The 17,824-nt window shown below is 41.4% G+C and carries 15 protein-coding genes; 7 read left to right on the top strand and 8 right to left on the bottom strand.

The window, feature by feature from the left end; translation table 11 throughout:
* Positions 1 to 46: 46 nt before the first annotated feature.
* Together F993_RS07585 and trxB are read right to left on the bottom strand one after the other, a co-directional pair.
* Positions 47 to 1,603, bottom strand: a complete 1,557-nt coding sequence (locus tag F993_RS07585) for a methyltransferase regulatory domain-containing protein (protein ID WP_004655189.1) — start codon at positions 1,601 to 1,603, stop codon at positions 47 to 49.
* 116 nt (positions 1,604 to 1,719) lie between these two features.
* Entirely contained in the window at positions 1,720 to 2,670 is a 951-nt protein-coding gene (gene trxB, locus F993_RS07590; RefSeq protein ID WP_004655187.1) for a thioredoxin-disulfide reductase, read from the bottom strand.
* Between the two features lie 252 nt (positions 2,671 to 2,922).
* On the opposite strand from trxB, the gene F993_RS07595 reads away from it, so the two are divergent.
* Positions 2,923 to 6,000, top strand: a complete 3,078-nt coding sequence (locus F993_RS07595; protein ID WP_004655185.1) for a DNA translocase FtsK — start codon at positions 2,923 to 2,925, stop codon at positions 5,998 to 6,000.
* A gap of 77 nt (positions 6,001 to 6,077) precedes the next feature.
* Here the strand turns inward: F993_RS07595 and F993_RS07600 are convergent, their stop codons facing one another.
* The 6 genes from F993_RS07600 to F993_RS07625 all read right to left on the bottom strand — a co-directional run bounded on the left by F993_RS07600 (position 6,078) and on the right by F993_RS07625 (position 10,487).
* A complete protein-coding gene (locus F993_RS07600; protein ID WP_004655182.1) occupies positions 6,078 to 6,365 on the bottom strand; it encodes a PA4642 family protein in 288 nt (95 codons plus the stop codon).
* A 123-nt stretch (positions 6,366 to 6,488) separates the two neighbouring features.
* Complete coding sequence (gene minE / locus F993_RS07605; RefSeq protein ID WP_004655180.1) at positions 6,489 to 6,761, bottom strand: cell division topological specificity factor MinE; 273 nt, start codon at positions 6,759 to 6,761, stop codon at positions 6,489 to 6,491.
* 2 nt (positions 6,762 to 6,763) lie between these two features.
* Entirely contained in the window at positions 6,764 to 7,576 is an 813-nt protein-coding gene (gene minD / locus F993_RS07610) for a septum site-determining protein MinD (protein WP_004655179.1), read from the bottom strand.
* 73 nt (positions 7,577 to 7,649) lie between these two features.
* The gene (gene minC, locus F993_RS07615; protein WP_004655177.1) at positions 7,650 to 8,369 is read right to left on the bottom strand and encodes a septum site-determining protein MinC; all 720 of its coding nucleotides are present in this window, start codon (positions 8,367 to 8,369) and stop codon (positions 7,650 to 7,652) included.
* Positions 8,370 to 8,486: 117 nt separating this feature from the next.
* Complete coding sequence (locus F993_RS07620; protein ID WP_004655175.1) at positions 8,487 to 9,545, bottom strand: hypothetical protein; 1,059 nt, start codon at positions 9,543 to 9,545, stop codon at positions 8,487 to 8,489.
* A gap of 27 nt (positions 9,546 to 9,572) precedes the next feature.
* Positions 9,573 to 10,487 carry an acyltransferase gene (locus tag F993_RS07625; protein ID WP_004655172.1) on the bottom strand — a complete coding sequence of 305 codons (915 nt, stop codon included), beginning with the start codon at positions 10,485 to 10,487 and terminating at the stop codon, positions 9,573 to 9,575.
* A gap of 390 nt (positions 10,488 to 10,877) precedes the next feature.
* On the opposite strand from F993_RS07625, the gene F993_RS07630 reads away from it, so the two are divergent.
* From F993_RS07630 to F993_RS07655, 6 genes are all read left to right on the top strand, one after another.
* Complete coding sequence (locus F993_RS07630; protein ID WP_004655170.1) at positions 10,878 to 11,531, top strand: YiaD family glycine zipper/OmpA-like lipoprotein; 654 nt, start codon at positions 10,878 to 10,880, stop codon at positions 11,529 to 11,531.
* A gap of 196 nt (positions 11,532 to 11,727) precedes the next feature.
* Positions 11,728 to 13,767, top strand: coding sequence for a DNA helicase Rep (rep, locus tag F993_RS07635; RefSeq protein WP_004655168.1), 2,040 nt, complete (start codon positions 11,728 to 11,730; stop codon positions 13,765 to 13,767).
* Between the two features lie 23 nt (positions 13,768 to 13,790).
* On the top strand, positions 13,791 to 14,243 hold the full coding sequence (gene dut / locus F993_RS07640; RefSeq protein ID WP_004655166.1) for a dUTP diphosphatase: 453 nt from the start codon (positions 13,791 to 13,793) through the stop codon (positions 14,241 to 14,243).
* A gap of 194 nt (positions 14,244 to 14,437) precedes the next feature.
* A complete protein-coding gene (locus F993_RS07645; RefSeq protein ID WP_004655165.1) occupies positions 14,438 to 15,859 on the top strand; it encodes a phosphomannomutase/phosphoglucomutase in 1,422 nt (473 codons plus the stop codon).
* 13 nt (positions 15,860 to 15,872) lie between these two features.
* On the top strand, positions 15,873 to 16,772 hold the full coding sequence (gene argB / locus F993_RS07650) for an acetylglutamate kinase (RefSeq protein WP_004655163.1): 900 nt from the start codon (positions 15,873 to 15,875) through the stop codon (positions 16,770 to 16,772).
* A gap of 126 nt (positions 16,773 to 16,898) precedes the next feature.
* Positions 16,899 to 17,675, top strand: coding sequence for a GNAT family N-acetyltransferase (locus tag F993_RS07655; RefSeq protein WP_004655161.1), 777 nt, complete (start codon positions 16,899 to 16,901; stop codon positions 17,673 to 17,675).
* The last annotated feature ends 149 nt before the right edge of the window (positions 17,676 to 17,824 follow it).

Below are 17,824 nucleotides of genomic sequence, written 5' to 3'. Positions count from 1 at the left end.
GTTATCGGGAATGGCAATCTTTGTCGTTGCCATTCCCCAAACACCTTTAATTAAATAAACGGAGTTGTTTCGCAATCAATAGCTTTTTGCTGTCTAAGAAAATTTGTGCTTTGCCTTGAATAATTTCAAGACTCTTGGCTTGGTCAGAGACGGTTTTGCCATCTTTATCTAAGACTAGCCAATTAAGTTGGCTGATCACATCTTGTACATATTGCGCAAATTCACTTGCCGATTCTAAGCCGTCAATAAAATGTGCGCGATAGAACAGCTGATGGAAATGTTCTGTTGGGATGCCGATACCAGTAATTGGGCTGATCAGAACATTGTAGTTCTGGTGGAAACTCGCTTGCTTTAATAAGTAGTGATTTAAACGATGGCATTGCTCTAGCGTCTGTCGCTTTGGTTCTAGACTTTGGCAAGGTTGTGCCAAGCCTAAATGCGATAAAATGACTAAGGCATTGAGAATCTTTGCATAGCTGAGCGTAGGCAGACTCTGTTCTAACTCCGCAATGGTTAGAGCTTGGTAGTTGGCCTGTGCAAAGGTATCACCGATCGGTTGATAGATTTCCTCAATTAAATTAAAGGTGCCTAACAGGCCACTGATACTGGTTGGCAGTTGTTCTTTGGCTGTAAGCAATACAAAGGCGGTTTTACGTAGTCGTTCTTGGGTCTGTAACGGCGTTAAATTATTTTTCCCGCGAATAAACAGATCACGTCTGAATTGGGTGTTGGCAAAATAATCACGGCACTGCTCTTTAAAAATAGGATGTTCAATGGCATTCAGAAAAGCTTGGTGTTGTTCTGAAAAATTAATGTTATCGAGGTGGGTGCTTAAATCGGTAGAACCAGCATAAGACAGTTTAATTTCATCCAAAATACGGACAATTTGCTGGAAGGAAAAACATTGCCAATCTTGATTCAGATATTCATGGATTAGGTAATTCGGGTTTTGTTGTTTTAAGTCAGCAACTTTCTGCACTGCATTAGGATTGCGTTGTGCAAAAATCGGATTCTGTTTAAGTAAATCCTCACTGAAGCTGAGAGCTTCATTGACCTTTTGCAATGGATTGGTACTTTTACTGTTGAATTTAAAATGACTGTGGAATAACTCGCGAATTGGCATATTGGCAGCCCAACCGGTAACGCAGTTATAGCTGATATAGACAATACCGTTGGGTTTTAGGAATTTACGAATAAATTTGAGAATAATGTGCTGGTTTTCATAGCTGATCCAGCTCCAAATTCCATGTAGGCTGATCGAATCAAACATGGGAAGATCAGAACGATTAAGCAGCTCTTCAAAACTATCATCATAGAAATAATGTTCAGTTTGGGTTTGTTCGGCCAGTTGATTGGCATGGGCAGCATGGGCTGGGTTAAAATCCGTCCCGTAAAATGCCGCTTCATTACAGGTCGCATGAATATTGATACTGACGCCCTGTCCAAAACCAAGTTCGCAATGCTTGTGATTTTCCTGAAAGTCGGGGCTATCGATACCATTTAAAAGTAAGCAAAACTTTTGGAAATTCGGGCTGAGGTCTCGATAATAACCGTAGGTATAATTTACTTCTGTTTGATAGCCATTCGTCCAGGTCGTTGTCATTGAAATATCCTATAAACTGATTGTTGGAGTGTTTAAAAAGTCATCATTTTTTTGATTGTATGGATACTGGCAAAAAAAAACCACCAAAGATTGGTGGTTTTACGATATTGGCCTAATTAGTTTAAATTATCGAGATATTTCTCTGCATCTAAGGCAGCCATACAGCCTGAACCCGCTGAGGTAATGGCTTGACGATAGATACTATCTGCGACATCACCCGCAGCAAATACGCCTTCTACAGAGGCAGCAGTGGCATTGCCCGCTGTACCACTATGCACTTGGATATAGCCATCACGCAGATTCAACTGACCATCAAACATGCCTGTATTTGGCTTATGTCCGATCGCAACAAACAAGCCTTGAACTTGGATATCCTGAGTGCTTGCATCTTGTGTTGATTTGATACGAACAGCGGTTACGCCGGTTTTATCACCCAAGACTTCATCCACTTGATGGTTCCAGATAATACTGATTTTGCCTTCTTTTTCTTTGGCAAAGAGGTGATCTTGTAAAATCTTTTCAGAACGTAAGCTGTCACGACGGTGAACCAGTGTTACATGCGCTGCAATATTCGATAGATACAGTGCTTCTTCAACCGCAGTATTACCACCACCCACAACCATGACATTTTGGTTCTTATAGAAGAAGCCATCACAGGTTGCACATGCACTTACACCTTGCCCCATAAACGCAGCTTCAGATTCAAGCCCTAAATATTGTGCAGTTGCACCTGTTGCAATAATCAACGCATCACACGTGTACTCTTCCATATCGCCTTTGAGAACGAACGGACGAATATTCAGGTCTACTTCATTGATATGGTCGTAGACGATTTCTGTGCCGAAACGTTCTGCATGTGCTTGCATACGTTCCATAAGCACAGGACCGGTTAATCCTTCTGGGTCACCTGGCCAGTTGTCAACTTCAGTGGTCGTCGTTAATTGACCACCGAGTTGCAAACCTGCAATCAGTGTTGGTTTGAGGTTAGCACGTGCAGCATAGACTGCTGCGCTATAGCCTGCAGGACCAGAACCCAAAATAATTAACCGTGAGTGACGAGCGCTCATTAAAGAACATCCTTTTTATATTAAAACTGCTAAAATTATACGTGAATCCAGAGGGGAGTGGGGCAAATCGATCGGGATAATATTGATTAACTCAATCGAATTGAACTATATCCGTGCAGGATGTTAACAACAACAGTAAACAATCGTGCATCTTTTTTGTAAGAACGAGTGCATAATATAAAACTTATTGATTAAGGTAATTTAGACCTTAAAAGATACCAACAAATAACGAATTGGGTTACAGGACTGTATATGACTGCGGTGTCAAGTGTTTATGCACAACGCTTTTTAATGACATTATTTTTGATTTCTTTTGGCATTTATTTATTTCTTGCCACAGTAACCTATACACCGTTTGATCCGGGCTGGATGCATATTTCCAGTGATACTCAGCAGGTTTCCAACGCCAGCGGTGTAGCAGGGGCTTGGATCGCAGATTTACTGTTCGGTTTCTTGGGATGGGCAAGTTTGCTGATTCCACTGTTTCTGTTTATTGAAGCCATTCAAGTTTGGTGGCCAAGAAGCTTTCTTAATCGCCCATTTCGTTATGCTGCCCAGTTTTTCTTAATTCTGTCCATTTCCAGCCTATTGTACCTGCATTGGAATACCCCAGCAGATACCTTGGACAATGCAGCGGGGGGGATCATTGGTTATGAATTGGGACAGAGTTTATCGCAGTTATTGACCATTTATGGCGCAACCTTGTTCTTACTCGCATTTAGCATTTTATTATTGACCTTGGCTTTTGGGATTCAGTGGAACAAGACCTGGGCCACATTAAAAAATACGCCTGCCTATTTACAAGATTTATTTTATAAAAATGTGCCTCAGAATGAGTCTGCGTATGACCTGACAGAGCAATTGGCAGCTGATGAAACACCAGCAATCAAGAATAAAACTCAGAAAGAGTCTGATCCAGAATTCGAGACAGAAGCGCCTAAATCCAATCAGGTTCAGGCAAAACTGATTAAAATTGATGATTCACATCATCAGCTCATGGCAGAAAAACTATTTGCTGATGTGGTTGCGAAAGAGCAGCAACATAGTTCCCAACCTGCACAGACTGAGCAGCTTGAAGATTTTGAACAAACCTTACAGCGCGCGCATCAATTTGAAACTGAAAGCCAGCGTTTGGTGCAAACTGGTGAAGTGTGGCGTGCATTGCAACGCGATGATGCAAGTCATAAACAAGAGATTGATGCCTTATTAAGAGCGGCGGATGATTCTGCCAATGCGGCGCATTCTTATGCAGCGCCTGCTGCAACAGCACAAAAAGTCAATCATAGCAATTTAGATTGGAATGATGACCAAATCTTTGATGAGTTATTAGCTGCTGTTCCAAACAGTAAGACGGCGACAGATTTACATACCCCATTTACCCAAGAGCCTCAGACACATTCTAGCCCTCATGTGAATGAGGCCGAATTTGAGGCAGATATTGAAGCGCTGATTAATGAATCTGCAAGACCAACAGCTGTACAGCCAGAGACTGCGCCGATTCAAAATGCAATACATCCGACACAGGAAGAAGCGTATAGTACTGCTGGACAGCAAATCGATGATTTTAGTGATCTTCTGGTTGAGGAAGAGCGTGAACAAGCGCCTGTTCGAAGCACAAGTTATGCGCAATCCTCTGCTTTTGTAAAAGCACCGATTGAGGTTTCAACGGCACCTAAAGAAACCCTGTCTAAAGAAGCCTTTATCGAAGCATGGCAGGAAACGGCAGGCAAAGCAGATCCAGATACGGATTTAGAGATTGAAGATGATTTTGATCTGGATGCACCATTAACGGATGCATTTGGTCGTCCGATGTCACGCGCTATGCAAGTCGCGCAAAAACGCCGTGATCTACCGACTTTACCGGGTCTGGAATTGCTAGATGAAGTTGATCCAAACAAAAAGGTCAATTTTACCGCTGAGCAATTAGCACGTCTTTCTGAGCTTTTAGAGATCAAACTACAAGAGTTTAATGTGAAGGCTCAGGTGGTCGAAGCTCAGCCGGGACCAGTCGTAACACGCTTTGAACTCGATCTTGCACCGGGAGTAAAAGCCTCTAAAGTGACCAATATTTCACGTGATCTGGCACGTTCAATGTCGATGGCTTCTGTGCGTGTGGTTGAAGTGATTGCCGGAAAACCATATATCGGAATTGAAGTGCCGAACAGTAGCCGTGAAATGGTACGGTTGATTGAGTTATTGAAAACGCCAGCTTTTGAAGATCCTGCGGGTTTGCTCTCTATGGCGATGGGTAAAGATATTTCAGGTAATCCTGTCATTACTGACCTCGGTAAAGCGCCACATATGCTGGTTGCGGGGACCACAGGTTCTGGTAAATCAGTTGCTGTAAACTCGATGATTTTATCGATGCTATTGAAATATACACCCGACCAGTTACGCTTGATTCTGATCGATCCAAAACAGCTTGAATTAGCCAACTATAATGATATTCCACACTTGTTGACACCTGTGGTCACTGACATGAAAGATGCAGTCAGTGCTTTAAACTGGTGTGTCAATGAAATGGAACGTCGTTATAAGCTGATGTCCTTCCTGAAAATTCGTAAACTCAGCGACTATAACCGTAAGGTCGAAGAGGCAATTGCCAATGGGGAAGACCTTATTGATCCAACCTGGAAAGCCAGTGATTCGGTTGTCGGTGAGCGTGCACCGCGCTTGACGCCGTTACCGTCGATTGTGATTGTTGCGGATGAGTTTGCTGACATGATCATGCAGGTGGGTAAAAAAGCCGAAGAAATGATTACTCGCTTGGCACAGAAATCACGTGCAGCAGGGATTCACTTACTGCTTGCAACGCAACGTCCTTCGGTAGATGTGATTACTGGTTTGATTAAAGCCAATATTCCAACCCGTGTTGCATTGCGCGTAAACAGTAAAATTGACTCACGTACCATTCTCGATGCGGGTGGTGCAGAAGACTTACTTGGTCATGGTGATATGTTGTTCCTAGGACCAGGTAAAATCGAGCCTGAGCGTGTGCATGGTGCCTTTATTAGCGATGATGAAGTGAACCGTATTTGTGATGCTTGGCGTGAACGTGGTGAGCCTGATTATGTTGATGAAATCCTGACGCCATTTGATGAAGAGCCAAGCTCGCGTGGTTTTGAAGATGGGGATGGTGATCCAAGTCGCGATGCGCTGTACGATCAGTGTGTTTCCTTTGTACTCGAAACTCGTAAGGCTTCAACTTCGTCGCTACAACGTAAATTTAGCTTGGGTTATAACCGTGCGGCGCGCATTATCGACCAAATGGAAGAGAATGGTATTGTCAGCTCAATGGGTGCCAATGGTAAGCGGGATATTCTAGTTTAATCAGAAAGATTGAATAAAAAAGCCTCTATTGATAGAGGCTTTTTTATTGGTATTCAGTGGCTTTATTGAAACAGCGATTAAGCGAATTTTGCTAAAACTTCTAAGAAGCCATCTTTTTGACGTGGAAATTGAGCAATCACATCATGAATGCGCTGTCCTTCAGGGTTGGTTGCATTCAAGTCACGACCATCTGCCAAGAACTGCTTAATCAAGCGCTCATAGTCATTTGGACGCATATGTTTGAATGCATGATAAAGCACATGAAAGTCAGCATTTACGCCAGTTGGAGGAAGTTGGTTAAGGTAGGCAAACACACGCTCATCTGACCATTCTTCATTGAAAGTTGCTGGCTGTGATAATGCCATGACAATCTCCTCAGTCTTATAAAATAATAAAGGCAAAATCCTTGAAGTGGAGGAAAGCCATGCTTTCCAAATCCACTCGCGTATTTTGCCTTTATTTGCGAAAAATCGCTAATGAAAAAACTGCTATCGATCTTCAGGTAAATTGATATTCATTTCTAACATTTCGATATTTGCTTCTGAACGAACTTGCATTTGAATATGCTGTTCATCCACACCACGAACATAGCGACTCACCACCTGCATGATTTCTTTTTTCATTTGGTCGATTTTGTCTTGGCCTAGACGACGACCTAAACCTTGTTCAGAGGCAACAATCACCTTTAAACGATCTTTGGCAGTTTGTGCACTTGATGGTTTTTCATCACTGCTAAAAAGTTTACTCCAGAATCCTGCCATAATTACGCTCCAAATAGTCTAGCTAACCAACCTTTTGGCTGTACTGCAATGTGTCGATAAGGACGCTCTTCACCAAGGAAGCGAGCCACTAAATCATCATAGGCTTGACCCGCTTTTTCTTCTGCATACAGAATCACTGGCTTACCTTCGTTTGATGCTTGAAGCACGCTTGGACACTCAGGAATGACACCCAATGTCGGCACTCGTAAAATATCTTTAGAAATATCGTCAATCGTAAGCATTTCTTGACGATCAGCGCGTTCAGGGTTGAAGCGAGTGATACATAGATGCTTACGGATACGACCTTCGTTTTGTTCAACTTTTTTGGTCTTGCTGTCGAGCATGCCAATAATGCGGTCAGAGTCACGAACCGATGAGATTTCAGGGTTGGTGACAATGATGGCTTCATCAGCATGATACATTGCTAAAATTGCACCGCGCTCGATCCCCGCTGGTGAGTCACAGATGATGTAATCAAACTCTTGAGAAAGTTCATCAATCACACGTGCAACACCTTCATCGCTCAAGGCATCTTTATCACGAGTTTGTGATGCAGGGAGAATATATAAGTTTTCAATATCTTTATCACGGATCAGCGCTTGTTGTAAGCGTGCTTCATTATTAATGACATTGACAAAATCATAAACAACGCGGCGTTCGCAGCCCATGATCAAATCTAGATTACGTAAACCTACATCGAAATCAATCACAACAGTTTTATGACCACGTAGGGCTAAACCTGTTGCAAAAGATGCGCTTGTTGTAGTTTTACCTACACCACCTTTGCCTGACGTTACGACAACAATTTTGGCCACCGAATCCACTCCTATTTATGGTCATACGCCCCTAAAAGGGCTTATTTGGTGCTTTAAAACTCAATTAAATAAATTAAAACTGCAAGGCTTCAAATTCAAGTTCTTGCTTGTTATTTAAATAAATATGTACAGGCTTTTTGATCATATCTTTGGGAATATCATCTGCTACACAATAGGTTCCTGCAATCGAGATTAATTCTGCTTCTAAAGAATGACAGAAAATACGTGCTGCAGCTTGCCCACCTGCACCTGCAATGACTCTACCACGAGCATTGCCATAAATGTGAATATTTCCAGATGCAATTACTTCTGATCCACTATTCATGCCCGCATTTAAGATAATATCGCCTTGATCTTGGACCAAACATTGGCCTGTCCGCAAAATCTCATCATGATAAGAGGTGATATATGCATTCGATGTGTTTTTTTGTGGTGTTTGTATTGCAGCATTATCCGCTGTTTTTACAGGAGCATGATCAACCACTTGTTCTTTAGATGCCTTGATGCGCTGTAAGGGCTGATCGGCAGGTAGAACAGGGAACTGAATCGCCCGAGCTTCATCACCCAAAATGCCATCAATGACGGCCATCGGTTGTAAACCTAAATCAATTAAAAGCTGAATTAACGCAATCAGCTCTTGTTCTACGGTACTGTCAATAATGACGAGTGTACCGACATAAGAACCTTCATTCAGTGTACTACTCAGTTGCTGTCGGATTGCATTATGGTCATTAGTGTCAAAAGTCAGACGACTAAAATTCACCATTCTGCCCGTAATCCGTATATCAGCCATAATTTATCCTTCAGGGCTTTTTAAGCGCTCTATTGTGTTGAAGCATGTTGTAAATAAAAGCAAATGCTAGAACAAATTACACGAATTCTCTAGCTTGATTGGTAATTTTTCTTGTAATCATTCTGCTTTTTTATCCAATTGATCAGATTCTTGCAAAGTTTGCTGCCATTGTTTGACTTTTACCTGTTTTCGAATCGCTTCAAGGCTTTCAAATACGACAGATTCGACCAATTCTTCTAAGTAGTGATTATCAATATTCAGCTCACTGACTTGCTCTGCAATAAACTGGTAGTTTTCATTTGGTCTTTGCGCAGAGCCAGCTGTAAAGGGTTCGATCAACCCTGCACTGATATTTTCTCCCAATCGTTGTCCAATACTTTGTATTTGTTGTTCGATCCGGCCGCCTACAATCGGGATTAGACGCAACAATTGGGTCAGTTCAGGGGTATCTTCAATGGCTTGATTGACAATAACGCCTACTTTTTGGGTGATCACGGGTTGCTGTTGTTGTAATGCGGTCGCCAAGGACTCTTGTAACATTGAGGTCAGTGTTACAGTAAACAGTTGGCGATGATGATCAACCAGATCATGAATAATTTTTTTATGACTGGAGCTGGTTTGCAATTCGTGTCGAATTCCATCAATCACGGTAATGACGACACGATCAGACAGCTCTTCCATCACCACGCGATAATAGAATAGAGCTTTGATACGAATGCCATCGGGAACAACTTTATAGCCGAGTTCATGTAATCGATAAGCGATAATCCCAGCACGGAATAAACGTAGGAAACGTAAATGTGGAATAATGGCTAAGATTTCATACCAGTGGATAAAGGGGAAAAACCACCAACGCGCATGATGTTTTTGTGCTATTGAAATGATCCAGCGTATAACCAGTTCAACAATCAAAAAGATAATGAACCATGCTTCAGTGGTAATCACCCACGGATGTAAATGCGTGCGATAAAAATCAAGCACGCTGGAGAGATGGATAAAATTAAAAAACCATGCCCCAATATTACTCATCAGGAAAAAGTTCATGCCTAGGCAGAACAAGTTAAAAACTATAATAAACACCATGAAAATGTCATAGACGAGGAACAGTTTGAAGAACACGCTGTTCGGATTGACATAGTTATATTTAGAGTTTTGTCCTGAGTCCTGCTGGGTCATGTCTTTACTCAATTCCTGATGAGAATATTAATTATATTTTGCTTTCATTTGTGAAATCAGCTGATCTTTTTCAGTCCAGATTTGATCAACCCATTTTTGGAAACGTTCACGATAGACAGGATCATCTTCATAATTACCACCAAGGACCCAGTCTGGAATTTCTATTTTACGTAAATCGACAGCGATACGTGAGACATCTCCCAACCAGAACTCACCATAATCAGGTGCACCATCAGGATAGACAATGGTCATATCCACCAAGGCATCAATTTTATCCCCCAGAATATTGAGTGCTAAAGCAAGGCCACCCGCTTTGGGTTTGAGTAGATTCTGAAAAGGGGATTGCTGTGCAGCATGTTTTTCAGCAGTAAAGCGGGTGCCTTCTAAATAATTTAATAATGTAAACGGTTGACTCAGCAGCTGTTCACAGGCTTTGCGTGCTTCCAGCATATCGCGAGATTTCAGCTCTGGATTTTTTGCAATTTGTTCTTTGCTATGACGTTTCATCATCGGAAAGCCCAAAATTTTGAAGGCTTGTCCCACAAAAGGAATAAAAATAAGTTCCCACTTGGTAAAGAAACGGGTAAGCGGCATGCGGGTTAAACCAAAATACTGATTCACCGTAGTATCGACCCAGCTTTGATGATTACACATCATCAAGTATCGCCCCTGCAAATTCAGATCAAGTTGTTCATCAATACTGATGTCCCAGTGTAAATTTGGTAGAACATGGTCAATTAACCAGTTATTTACCGCCAACCAACTATTGGTAATTTGAATATTGGTTTCATCTACTTTGGCCGATTTTTTAAATAATTTGGTTAAACCGAGTGCCAGTACGGGCGGACCATGAAAAAAGGTACTGCCTGTAATCACGGAACTAACAGTTAATCCTTTACTGACTTTTTGCAATAGGGATGCTTTTTTATTAGCGGTAGCCATAAATCGAACCTTGAGTGCATATGTTTGAAAAAAGAGATGTTCCAACTATAAACAACAGATGTTGAAATACAACTGTATATTTTCAGATATTGACATTTTTTATATATTCAAAAGCGTACATCGGTTTTTATTGGTAAAAGATAGAGGCTTTCTTGTCAAGGTCGCATGTAAATCGCATATTTTTATTATGTGACTTAAGTCTCATTATTATTTTATTCTGCGAATAGCACAACAATGAAGAAATTGTGTTGGCTTGATCAAGTAAAATGCATCAAAATATTACAAAACTACAAATAAAGTGTTTATTATTAACAAAAAATCAATGGTCTAGCGCCATTTTCTCATTCATCATTTGTCCAGACAACAAAATACATAGACAGGAGCAACGCAATGCGTGCATTAGTAATTTCAACACTCGTAGGGGCTGGATTGGTACTTTCTGGTTGCCAAACGACTGGTAATAACATCGGTGGCGTGGAATACGACAAATCTGCTTTAGGTGCATTAATTGGTGCAGCAGCAGGTTACGGTGTATCTAAGGGTAACGCAAATACAAGTAAGCAAAATAACCGTGCTGCAGCAATTGGTGCGGTACTTGGTGCAGCTGGTGGTTTATATCTCGATAATAAAGAGAAAAAATTACGTGAACAAATGGCGGGTACTGGTGTAGAAGTTGGTCGTAATCCAGATGGTTCTGTTCAATTAATCATGCCAGGCAGCATTACGTTTGATACTAACAAATCAAACATCAAACCTAACTTCTACGGTACTTTAAACAAAGTAGCACAAACTTTAGGTGAAGATAACAAGAGTGCGATCCTTGTAACAGGTTATACAGATAACACGGGTAATGATTCAATCAACATCCCATTATCTCAAGCGCGTGCTCAATCAGTGAAAAACTACTTAGCTGGTCAAGGTGTTTCATCTAGCCGTATCGATGCGCAAGGTTATGGTTCTTCTAATCCAATCGCTTCAAACGCGACTGCTGCTGGTAAAGAGCAAAACCGCCGTGTAGAAATCAGCATTTATGCTAAACAGTAATTTTTACTGATTTCAAAAAGCCACCTTCGGGTGGTTTTTTTATTGCAAAACAAAATAGGCGACAAGCTACGGCGTGTTATTTAGATAAGGCATCATAATTTATACATATCGCTAGATTTACTATTGGGATTCTAAAACAGAGATGTCTATAATTGTGCTCGAAAAATTAGGCTCGGAAACGAGAGAGGTATAAACCATGTCATCTGCCAGTCAACTTAATGACAAGCAACTTGAGGCCATGAAATATGTTCAGGGGCCATTGTTGGTACTTGCAGGGGCAGGTTCAGGTAAAACCTCTGTAATTACCCGAAAAGTCGCTTTCTTAGTACAACAGTGTGGTATTCCTGCCTATCGTATTACGGCTATGACCTTTACCAATAAAGCGGCACGTGAAATGAAAGAGCGTGTCGGAAAGTTACTCTCACGTGAAGAAGCAAAAGGGCTTTCGGTCTCGACTTTCCATACTTTCGGTTTAAATTTACTCCGCCTCGAATTAAAACATTTACCGCTTAAAAATAATTTTTCGATTTTAGATGCCGATGACTGCAAACGAATCTTGATGGATTTGATGCAGCGTGACAATTTATCGGGTGCTGAGAGTAAAGAGTTGTTAGCCAAGGCGATGAAGAAAATTTCCGACTGGAAAAATGATCTGATCGTTCCTGAACAAGCTCACTCAACTTGTGAAACGGTTGAAGACGTCCAGTTTGCACATCTATATCAGCTTTACGAACGTAACTTACGTGCTTATAACGCCGTAGACTTTGATGACTTGATCGTGATGCCAACACGTTTGCTTCAGGAAAATGCCGAAGTGCGCGACAAGTGGCAGAACCGTGTCCGTTATTTATTGGTGGATGAATATCAAGACACCAACACGGCACAATATACCTTGGTAAAGCTGTTGGTTGGGGTCATGGGGCAGTTTACCGCTGTAGGTGACGATGACCAATCCATCTATGCTTGGCGTGGTGCAAAGCCTGAAAATATGGCCTTGTTAAAAGACGATTTCCATAATCTTAAAGTGATTAAGCTGGAGCAGAATTATCGCTCAACCAGCCGTATCCTAAAAGCGGCCAATGCCGTGATTGAAAATAATCCGCATATTTTTGATAAGAAATTATGGAGTGATAAAGGTCACGGCGAAACCATTCGTGTCATCACCTGTTTGAATGATGATGATGAAGCAGAACGTGTGGTGAAAGATTTGATCACGCATAAGCTAATGAATGGTAAAAACTGGAAAGATTATGCGGTGCTATATCGTGGTAACTTCCAAGCGCGTGTGATTGAAACCCAACTGCGTCAGATGCAAATTCCGTATAAGTTGTCAGGCGGGCAGTCTTTCTTCGCACGTGCCGAGATTAAGGATGTGATGAGCTATTTACGTCTCATTATTAACCCTGAAGATGATAGTGCCTTCTTGCGTATTATCAATACGCCAAAACGTGCTATTGGCCCAGTGACGCTAGAGAAACTCGGTTTATTTGCCCAAGAAAATACCTTGTCTTTATTGACGGCTTCTTCAGATCAACGTTTAAGTATGGTGTTACCGAAAAAAGCAGCAACACAATTACATGAGTTTGCTGATTTTATTGCGACCTTCACCCGCGAATTGCTTGATGATGATGAGCCGATGCCGAAAGTTCGTCAGATGATCAACGAAGCTGGCTATATTGACTATATTCGTGAACAGGCGGCGACTCCTGCACAGGAGAAGACCAAACTCGACAGTATTGAAAGCTTATATAGCAGTATTCAAAATTTGTTGAATCGTACTGATGATGTCGATGAGAAAAATATTGAAAGTGTGATTCGTAAACTGGTACTGCTGGATATGCTTGAGCAGCAGCAGGAAGAAGAAGATACCGATAAAGTGAACTTACTAACCTTGCATGCAGCCAAAGGTTTGGAGTTCCCTTATGTGTATATGATTGGTTTAGAAGAAGAGTTATTGCCACATAAGAACTCGATTGCATCGGAAACTATCGAAGAAGAACGCCGTCTGATGTACGTGGGCATTACCCGCGCGCGTCAGGGTTTGACTTTGACCTTGGCAGAGCAACGTAAGAATGGCGGACAAATGCGTCAAATGACGCCAAGCCGTTTCTTGGATGAAATGCCGCAAGATGATTTGGAGTGGCATGGTCGTAAAAAGAAACTGGCACCGAATGTCGATCCAAAAGAACAAGCTCAGCAATACCTTGCCAATTTAAAAGCATTGTTGAAACGTTAAGAAATTGTAAGTAGGAAATTTTAATGAAAGTTCAAGTTAAAGTATTAGATGCCCGTTTAGGTCAAGAGTGGGCATTGCCTTCTTATGCAACCACAGGTTCAGCAGGTTTAGATTTACGTGCATGTCTTGATGAAGCAATTGACATTGCTGCTGGTGAAACCGTTTTAGTGAAAACAGGTTTGGCGATCTATATTGAAGATCCAAATTTTGCCGGTTTGATTTTGCCGCGTTCAGGCCTCGGCCATAAACATGGGATTGTGTTGGGTAACTTGGTGGGTTTGATTGATTCTGATTATCAGGGAGAGCTGATGGTATCGGTTTGGAACCGCGGACAGAATACTTTCCGTTTAGAACCAGGCGAGCGTTTAGCACAATATGTATTGGTTCCTGTGGTACAGGCCGAGTTTGAACAAGTGAGCGAATTTGTTGCGACTGAACGTGGCGCTGGTGGGTTTGGACATACTGGAAAACAATAAGTTTTTTAGTAATTATCACTTTAAATGCAATGTTTTGCTGAAAAACGTTGCATTTTTCATATTGATTGTTGCCTCGATATATATTACAAAGCAGCTGATTCATTATTTTAATTTTTCTGAATAAGGGTTAATTAATTTCTTCATAGTTTCTGCTTTTTTTATGGATCATAAGATTATAAAAATAGGGGCTTGCAGTGAATATACAACATACATTTCCGCTGAATATTTTCCGTGCTTATGATATTCGTGGAAAGCTGAGTAATTTAACACCGAATATTATTAGCTCGATTGCTTATGCTTTAGCTGCGCAATATCTAAATGCTGAACAGACACATGTGGTGATTGGTTATGATGCACGTTTAACCAGCCCAGCTTATGCAAATATCATCCAACAGATCTTTGAGCAGCAAGGCTTAGCGGTTACCAATATTGGCTGTTGCTCATCGCCAATGATGTATTACATTGCCCGTGATTTTGGTGGTAATGGGATTATGGTGACAGCGAGCCATAATCCAAAGTCTGATAATGGAATTAAATGGATTTTAAAAGGTGAACCGCCGACACCAGACATTATTCAACAAGTCGGGCAATTCGCACAAATTTCTTTAATTCATCGTGATGATTCATTGTATTCAGCTCATACGGCACATCAGATTATCTCTAAATACTGTTTGCAATATCAGCATTCATTACTGACTGATATTCAACTAGCACGTCCTTTAAAAGTGGTTCTAGATGGATTAAATGGTTCAGCAGGGCGTTGTGCCAAAATGGTTTTAGAAAAATTAGGCTGTACGGTGATTGCTTTACGCTGTGAGGCCAACGGCCATTTTCCAGACCATGCCCCAGATCCATCCCACGCTGAGCATTTATCCAAATTACAAGCCACAATTGTGGCTGAAAAAGCCGATCTTGGGATTGCTTTAGATGGTGATGGTGATCGTGTGGTTTTACTGGACGAAAATGCGCACATCATTAGCCCCGATCGTTTATTGTCATTATTTGCGCAGATCTGCTTGCAGCAACATCCACACAAAGAAATTGTCTTTGATGTCAAGTGTTCGCGTATGGTGGCAGATACGGTGCAGCGCTTAGCTGGACAAGCCAAAATGATCCGTACAGGGAGTAGTTTTTTACGTGCTTACCTATCTCAATCTCAAGGTACGGCGGTCTTTGGCGGTGAATATGCTGGACATTATGTGTTTAATGATGGTCGTGGCTTTGGCTATGACGATGGATTATATGCCGCATTGAGAGTGATGGAATATCTGACACAATCTAGCGCAGCCAGTTTATCTGAATTATTGGCGGATTACCCAGAACGTTATTGTACTGAAGACACTTATATCAGTACCCATGACGCCAATCCAAAGCAGGTTTTAAATGATATTGAAATTTTAAGTCATCAATTCGGTGCGCGTTTAAGTAAAATTGATGGTGTAAGACTTGATTTTGACGATGGATTTGGCATTATTCGAGCATCAAATACTGGCGAATATTTTACCGTGCGGTTTGATGCAGATAATCAAAGCCGATTAATTGAAATTCGCCAGACCTTTGTTTCTATGTTGCAAATGCAATATCCGCAGATCGCACAAGAACTCGCACAGGCTTAATAAGGAGAGACGCATGCCACATGAGCATATCGGCATTGATAAAGCAAAAATTTTGATCGAAGCTTTGCCGTATATCCAACGTTTTGCAGGAAAAACGCTGGTTGTAAAATATGGTGGTAATGCGATGACTGATCCTGAATTGGAAAGCTCATTTGCCCGTGACATTGTGTTGTTAAAGACCGTTGGTTTAAACCCGATTGTGGTGCATGGTGGTGGTCCACAAGTGGATTCATTGCTAAAACGCTTAGGACAAGAGTCTGATCGTATTGATGGCATGCGTGTGACCGACCAAGCGACCATGGAAGTGGTCGAAATGGTGTTGGGCGGTAGTGTCAATAAATCGATCGTGAATCTGATTAATAAACATGGTGGTCGTGCCATTGGTTTAACCGGTAAAGACGGTAATTTACTGCGTGCACGTAAATTATTGATGGAAAAACAGGAAGCTGACGGCTCTATTTCGCAAATTGATTTGGGCATGGTTGGTGAAGTGACTGGCGTAAAAACTGATGTACTAGAAATGTTTACCCAAAGTGATTTTATCCCCGTGATTGCACCATTGGGTGTGGATGAAGAAGGCAATACCTATAACATCAATGCGGATCTTGTAGCGGGTAAAGTTGCAGAAGCACTTGGCGCTGAAAAGCTGATTTTACTGACCAATATCACAGGTGTATTGGACGAAAATAAAAATCTATTGACTGGTCTAAGCACGCAAGAAGTCGATCGTTTGATCGAAACAGGCGTGATTTACGGTGGTATGATTCCAAAAGTGGGTTGTGCATTAGATGCGGTTAAAGGTGGTGTAGTCAGCGCACATATTGTTGATGGTCGTGTACCACATGCAAGTCTATTGGAGATTTTTACCGATCATGGGGTTGGTACATTGATTACCAACCGCGCCAAACATTAATTCACTCTATTGATTTGAGAAGAGACCTTAAACGGTCTCTTTTTTCGTCATCAGTTGTTCATGTTTTAGTCATCGCAATGTCATTTAAGCGCTTTAAGGTGAATCTAGCCATAAGGAGCTTTCATTATGCTAGAAAAATTAAATCAATATCGCCAGACATTGACTTTACCTTTACGCCACAAACCAGCTCAAAATCAATTCCGTTTTGAATGGGTGGATAATTTAAAAGAATTACAAGAAGTACAACGTTTTAGAGCGACACAATTCAGCCATCAATTTGGGATGCGCTTTGAAGACGGTTTAGATCAAGACCTATATGATTTCGGTTGTGAGCACGCGGTATTACGTGAAAAGTGGACAGGCGAAATCGTAGCCTATACACGGCTTAAATTGTTCCAAGGCCATGAAATCGGGCAGAGCTATAGTGCTCAAGAATTTGAAATTGTCCCGCATTTATCTCATTTACCAAGTGTCTTAGAAATTGGACGTACTTGTGTACACCCTAAATTTCGCTCCGGTAAAGCGCTCTCAATGCTCTGGTTGAATCTGACGCCTAAAGTACTATGGTCGATGCGTGCCAAGTATTTGATGGGCTGTGTCAGCATTCATTTAGAAGATAATTTGGCGCGTGCCTACTATACCCATCGCCAGATTCAACAGTTGGGTGATCATCAGACGATTGATATCCGCTCAAAACGTAGCTTTGAACCAGAACGTCCTGACTATAGTTTTCCACAAGATGAGCGGATGCCAAAGCTTTTCCAAACCTATTTGGGCATGCAGTCGAGATTGTCAAAACAAGCATTTTATGATGAAGATTTTAAATGCTTGGATTATTTCGTTTTCCTTGAAGTGAATAAGATTGCGACCTCTTTTGTGATGAATAAAATGGTGCAGCGCTAGTAAGGTTTTGTTGATACTACAACCATGCATTGCGTTATCGGCTAAAACAACATAATCAATGCATGAAATACCTACTATGCTGGCTCTTATCAAGTTTCATACTGACGTTTAGGGCTGTTTTAGCAATAATCCTACGGGACAGGGATATT

The sequence above is a fragment of the Acinetobacter proteolyticus genome (assembly GCF_000367945.1).
Taxonomy (GTDB): Bacteria; Pseudomonadota; Gammaproteobacteria; order Pseudomonadales; family Moraxellaceae; genus Acinetobacter; species Acinetobacter proteolyticus.
This window is presented reverse-complemented; position numbering and strand designations above follow the sequence as displayed.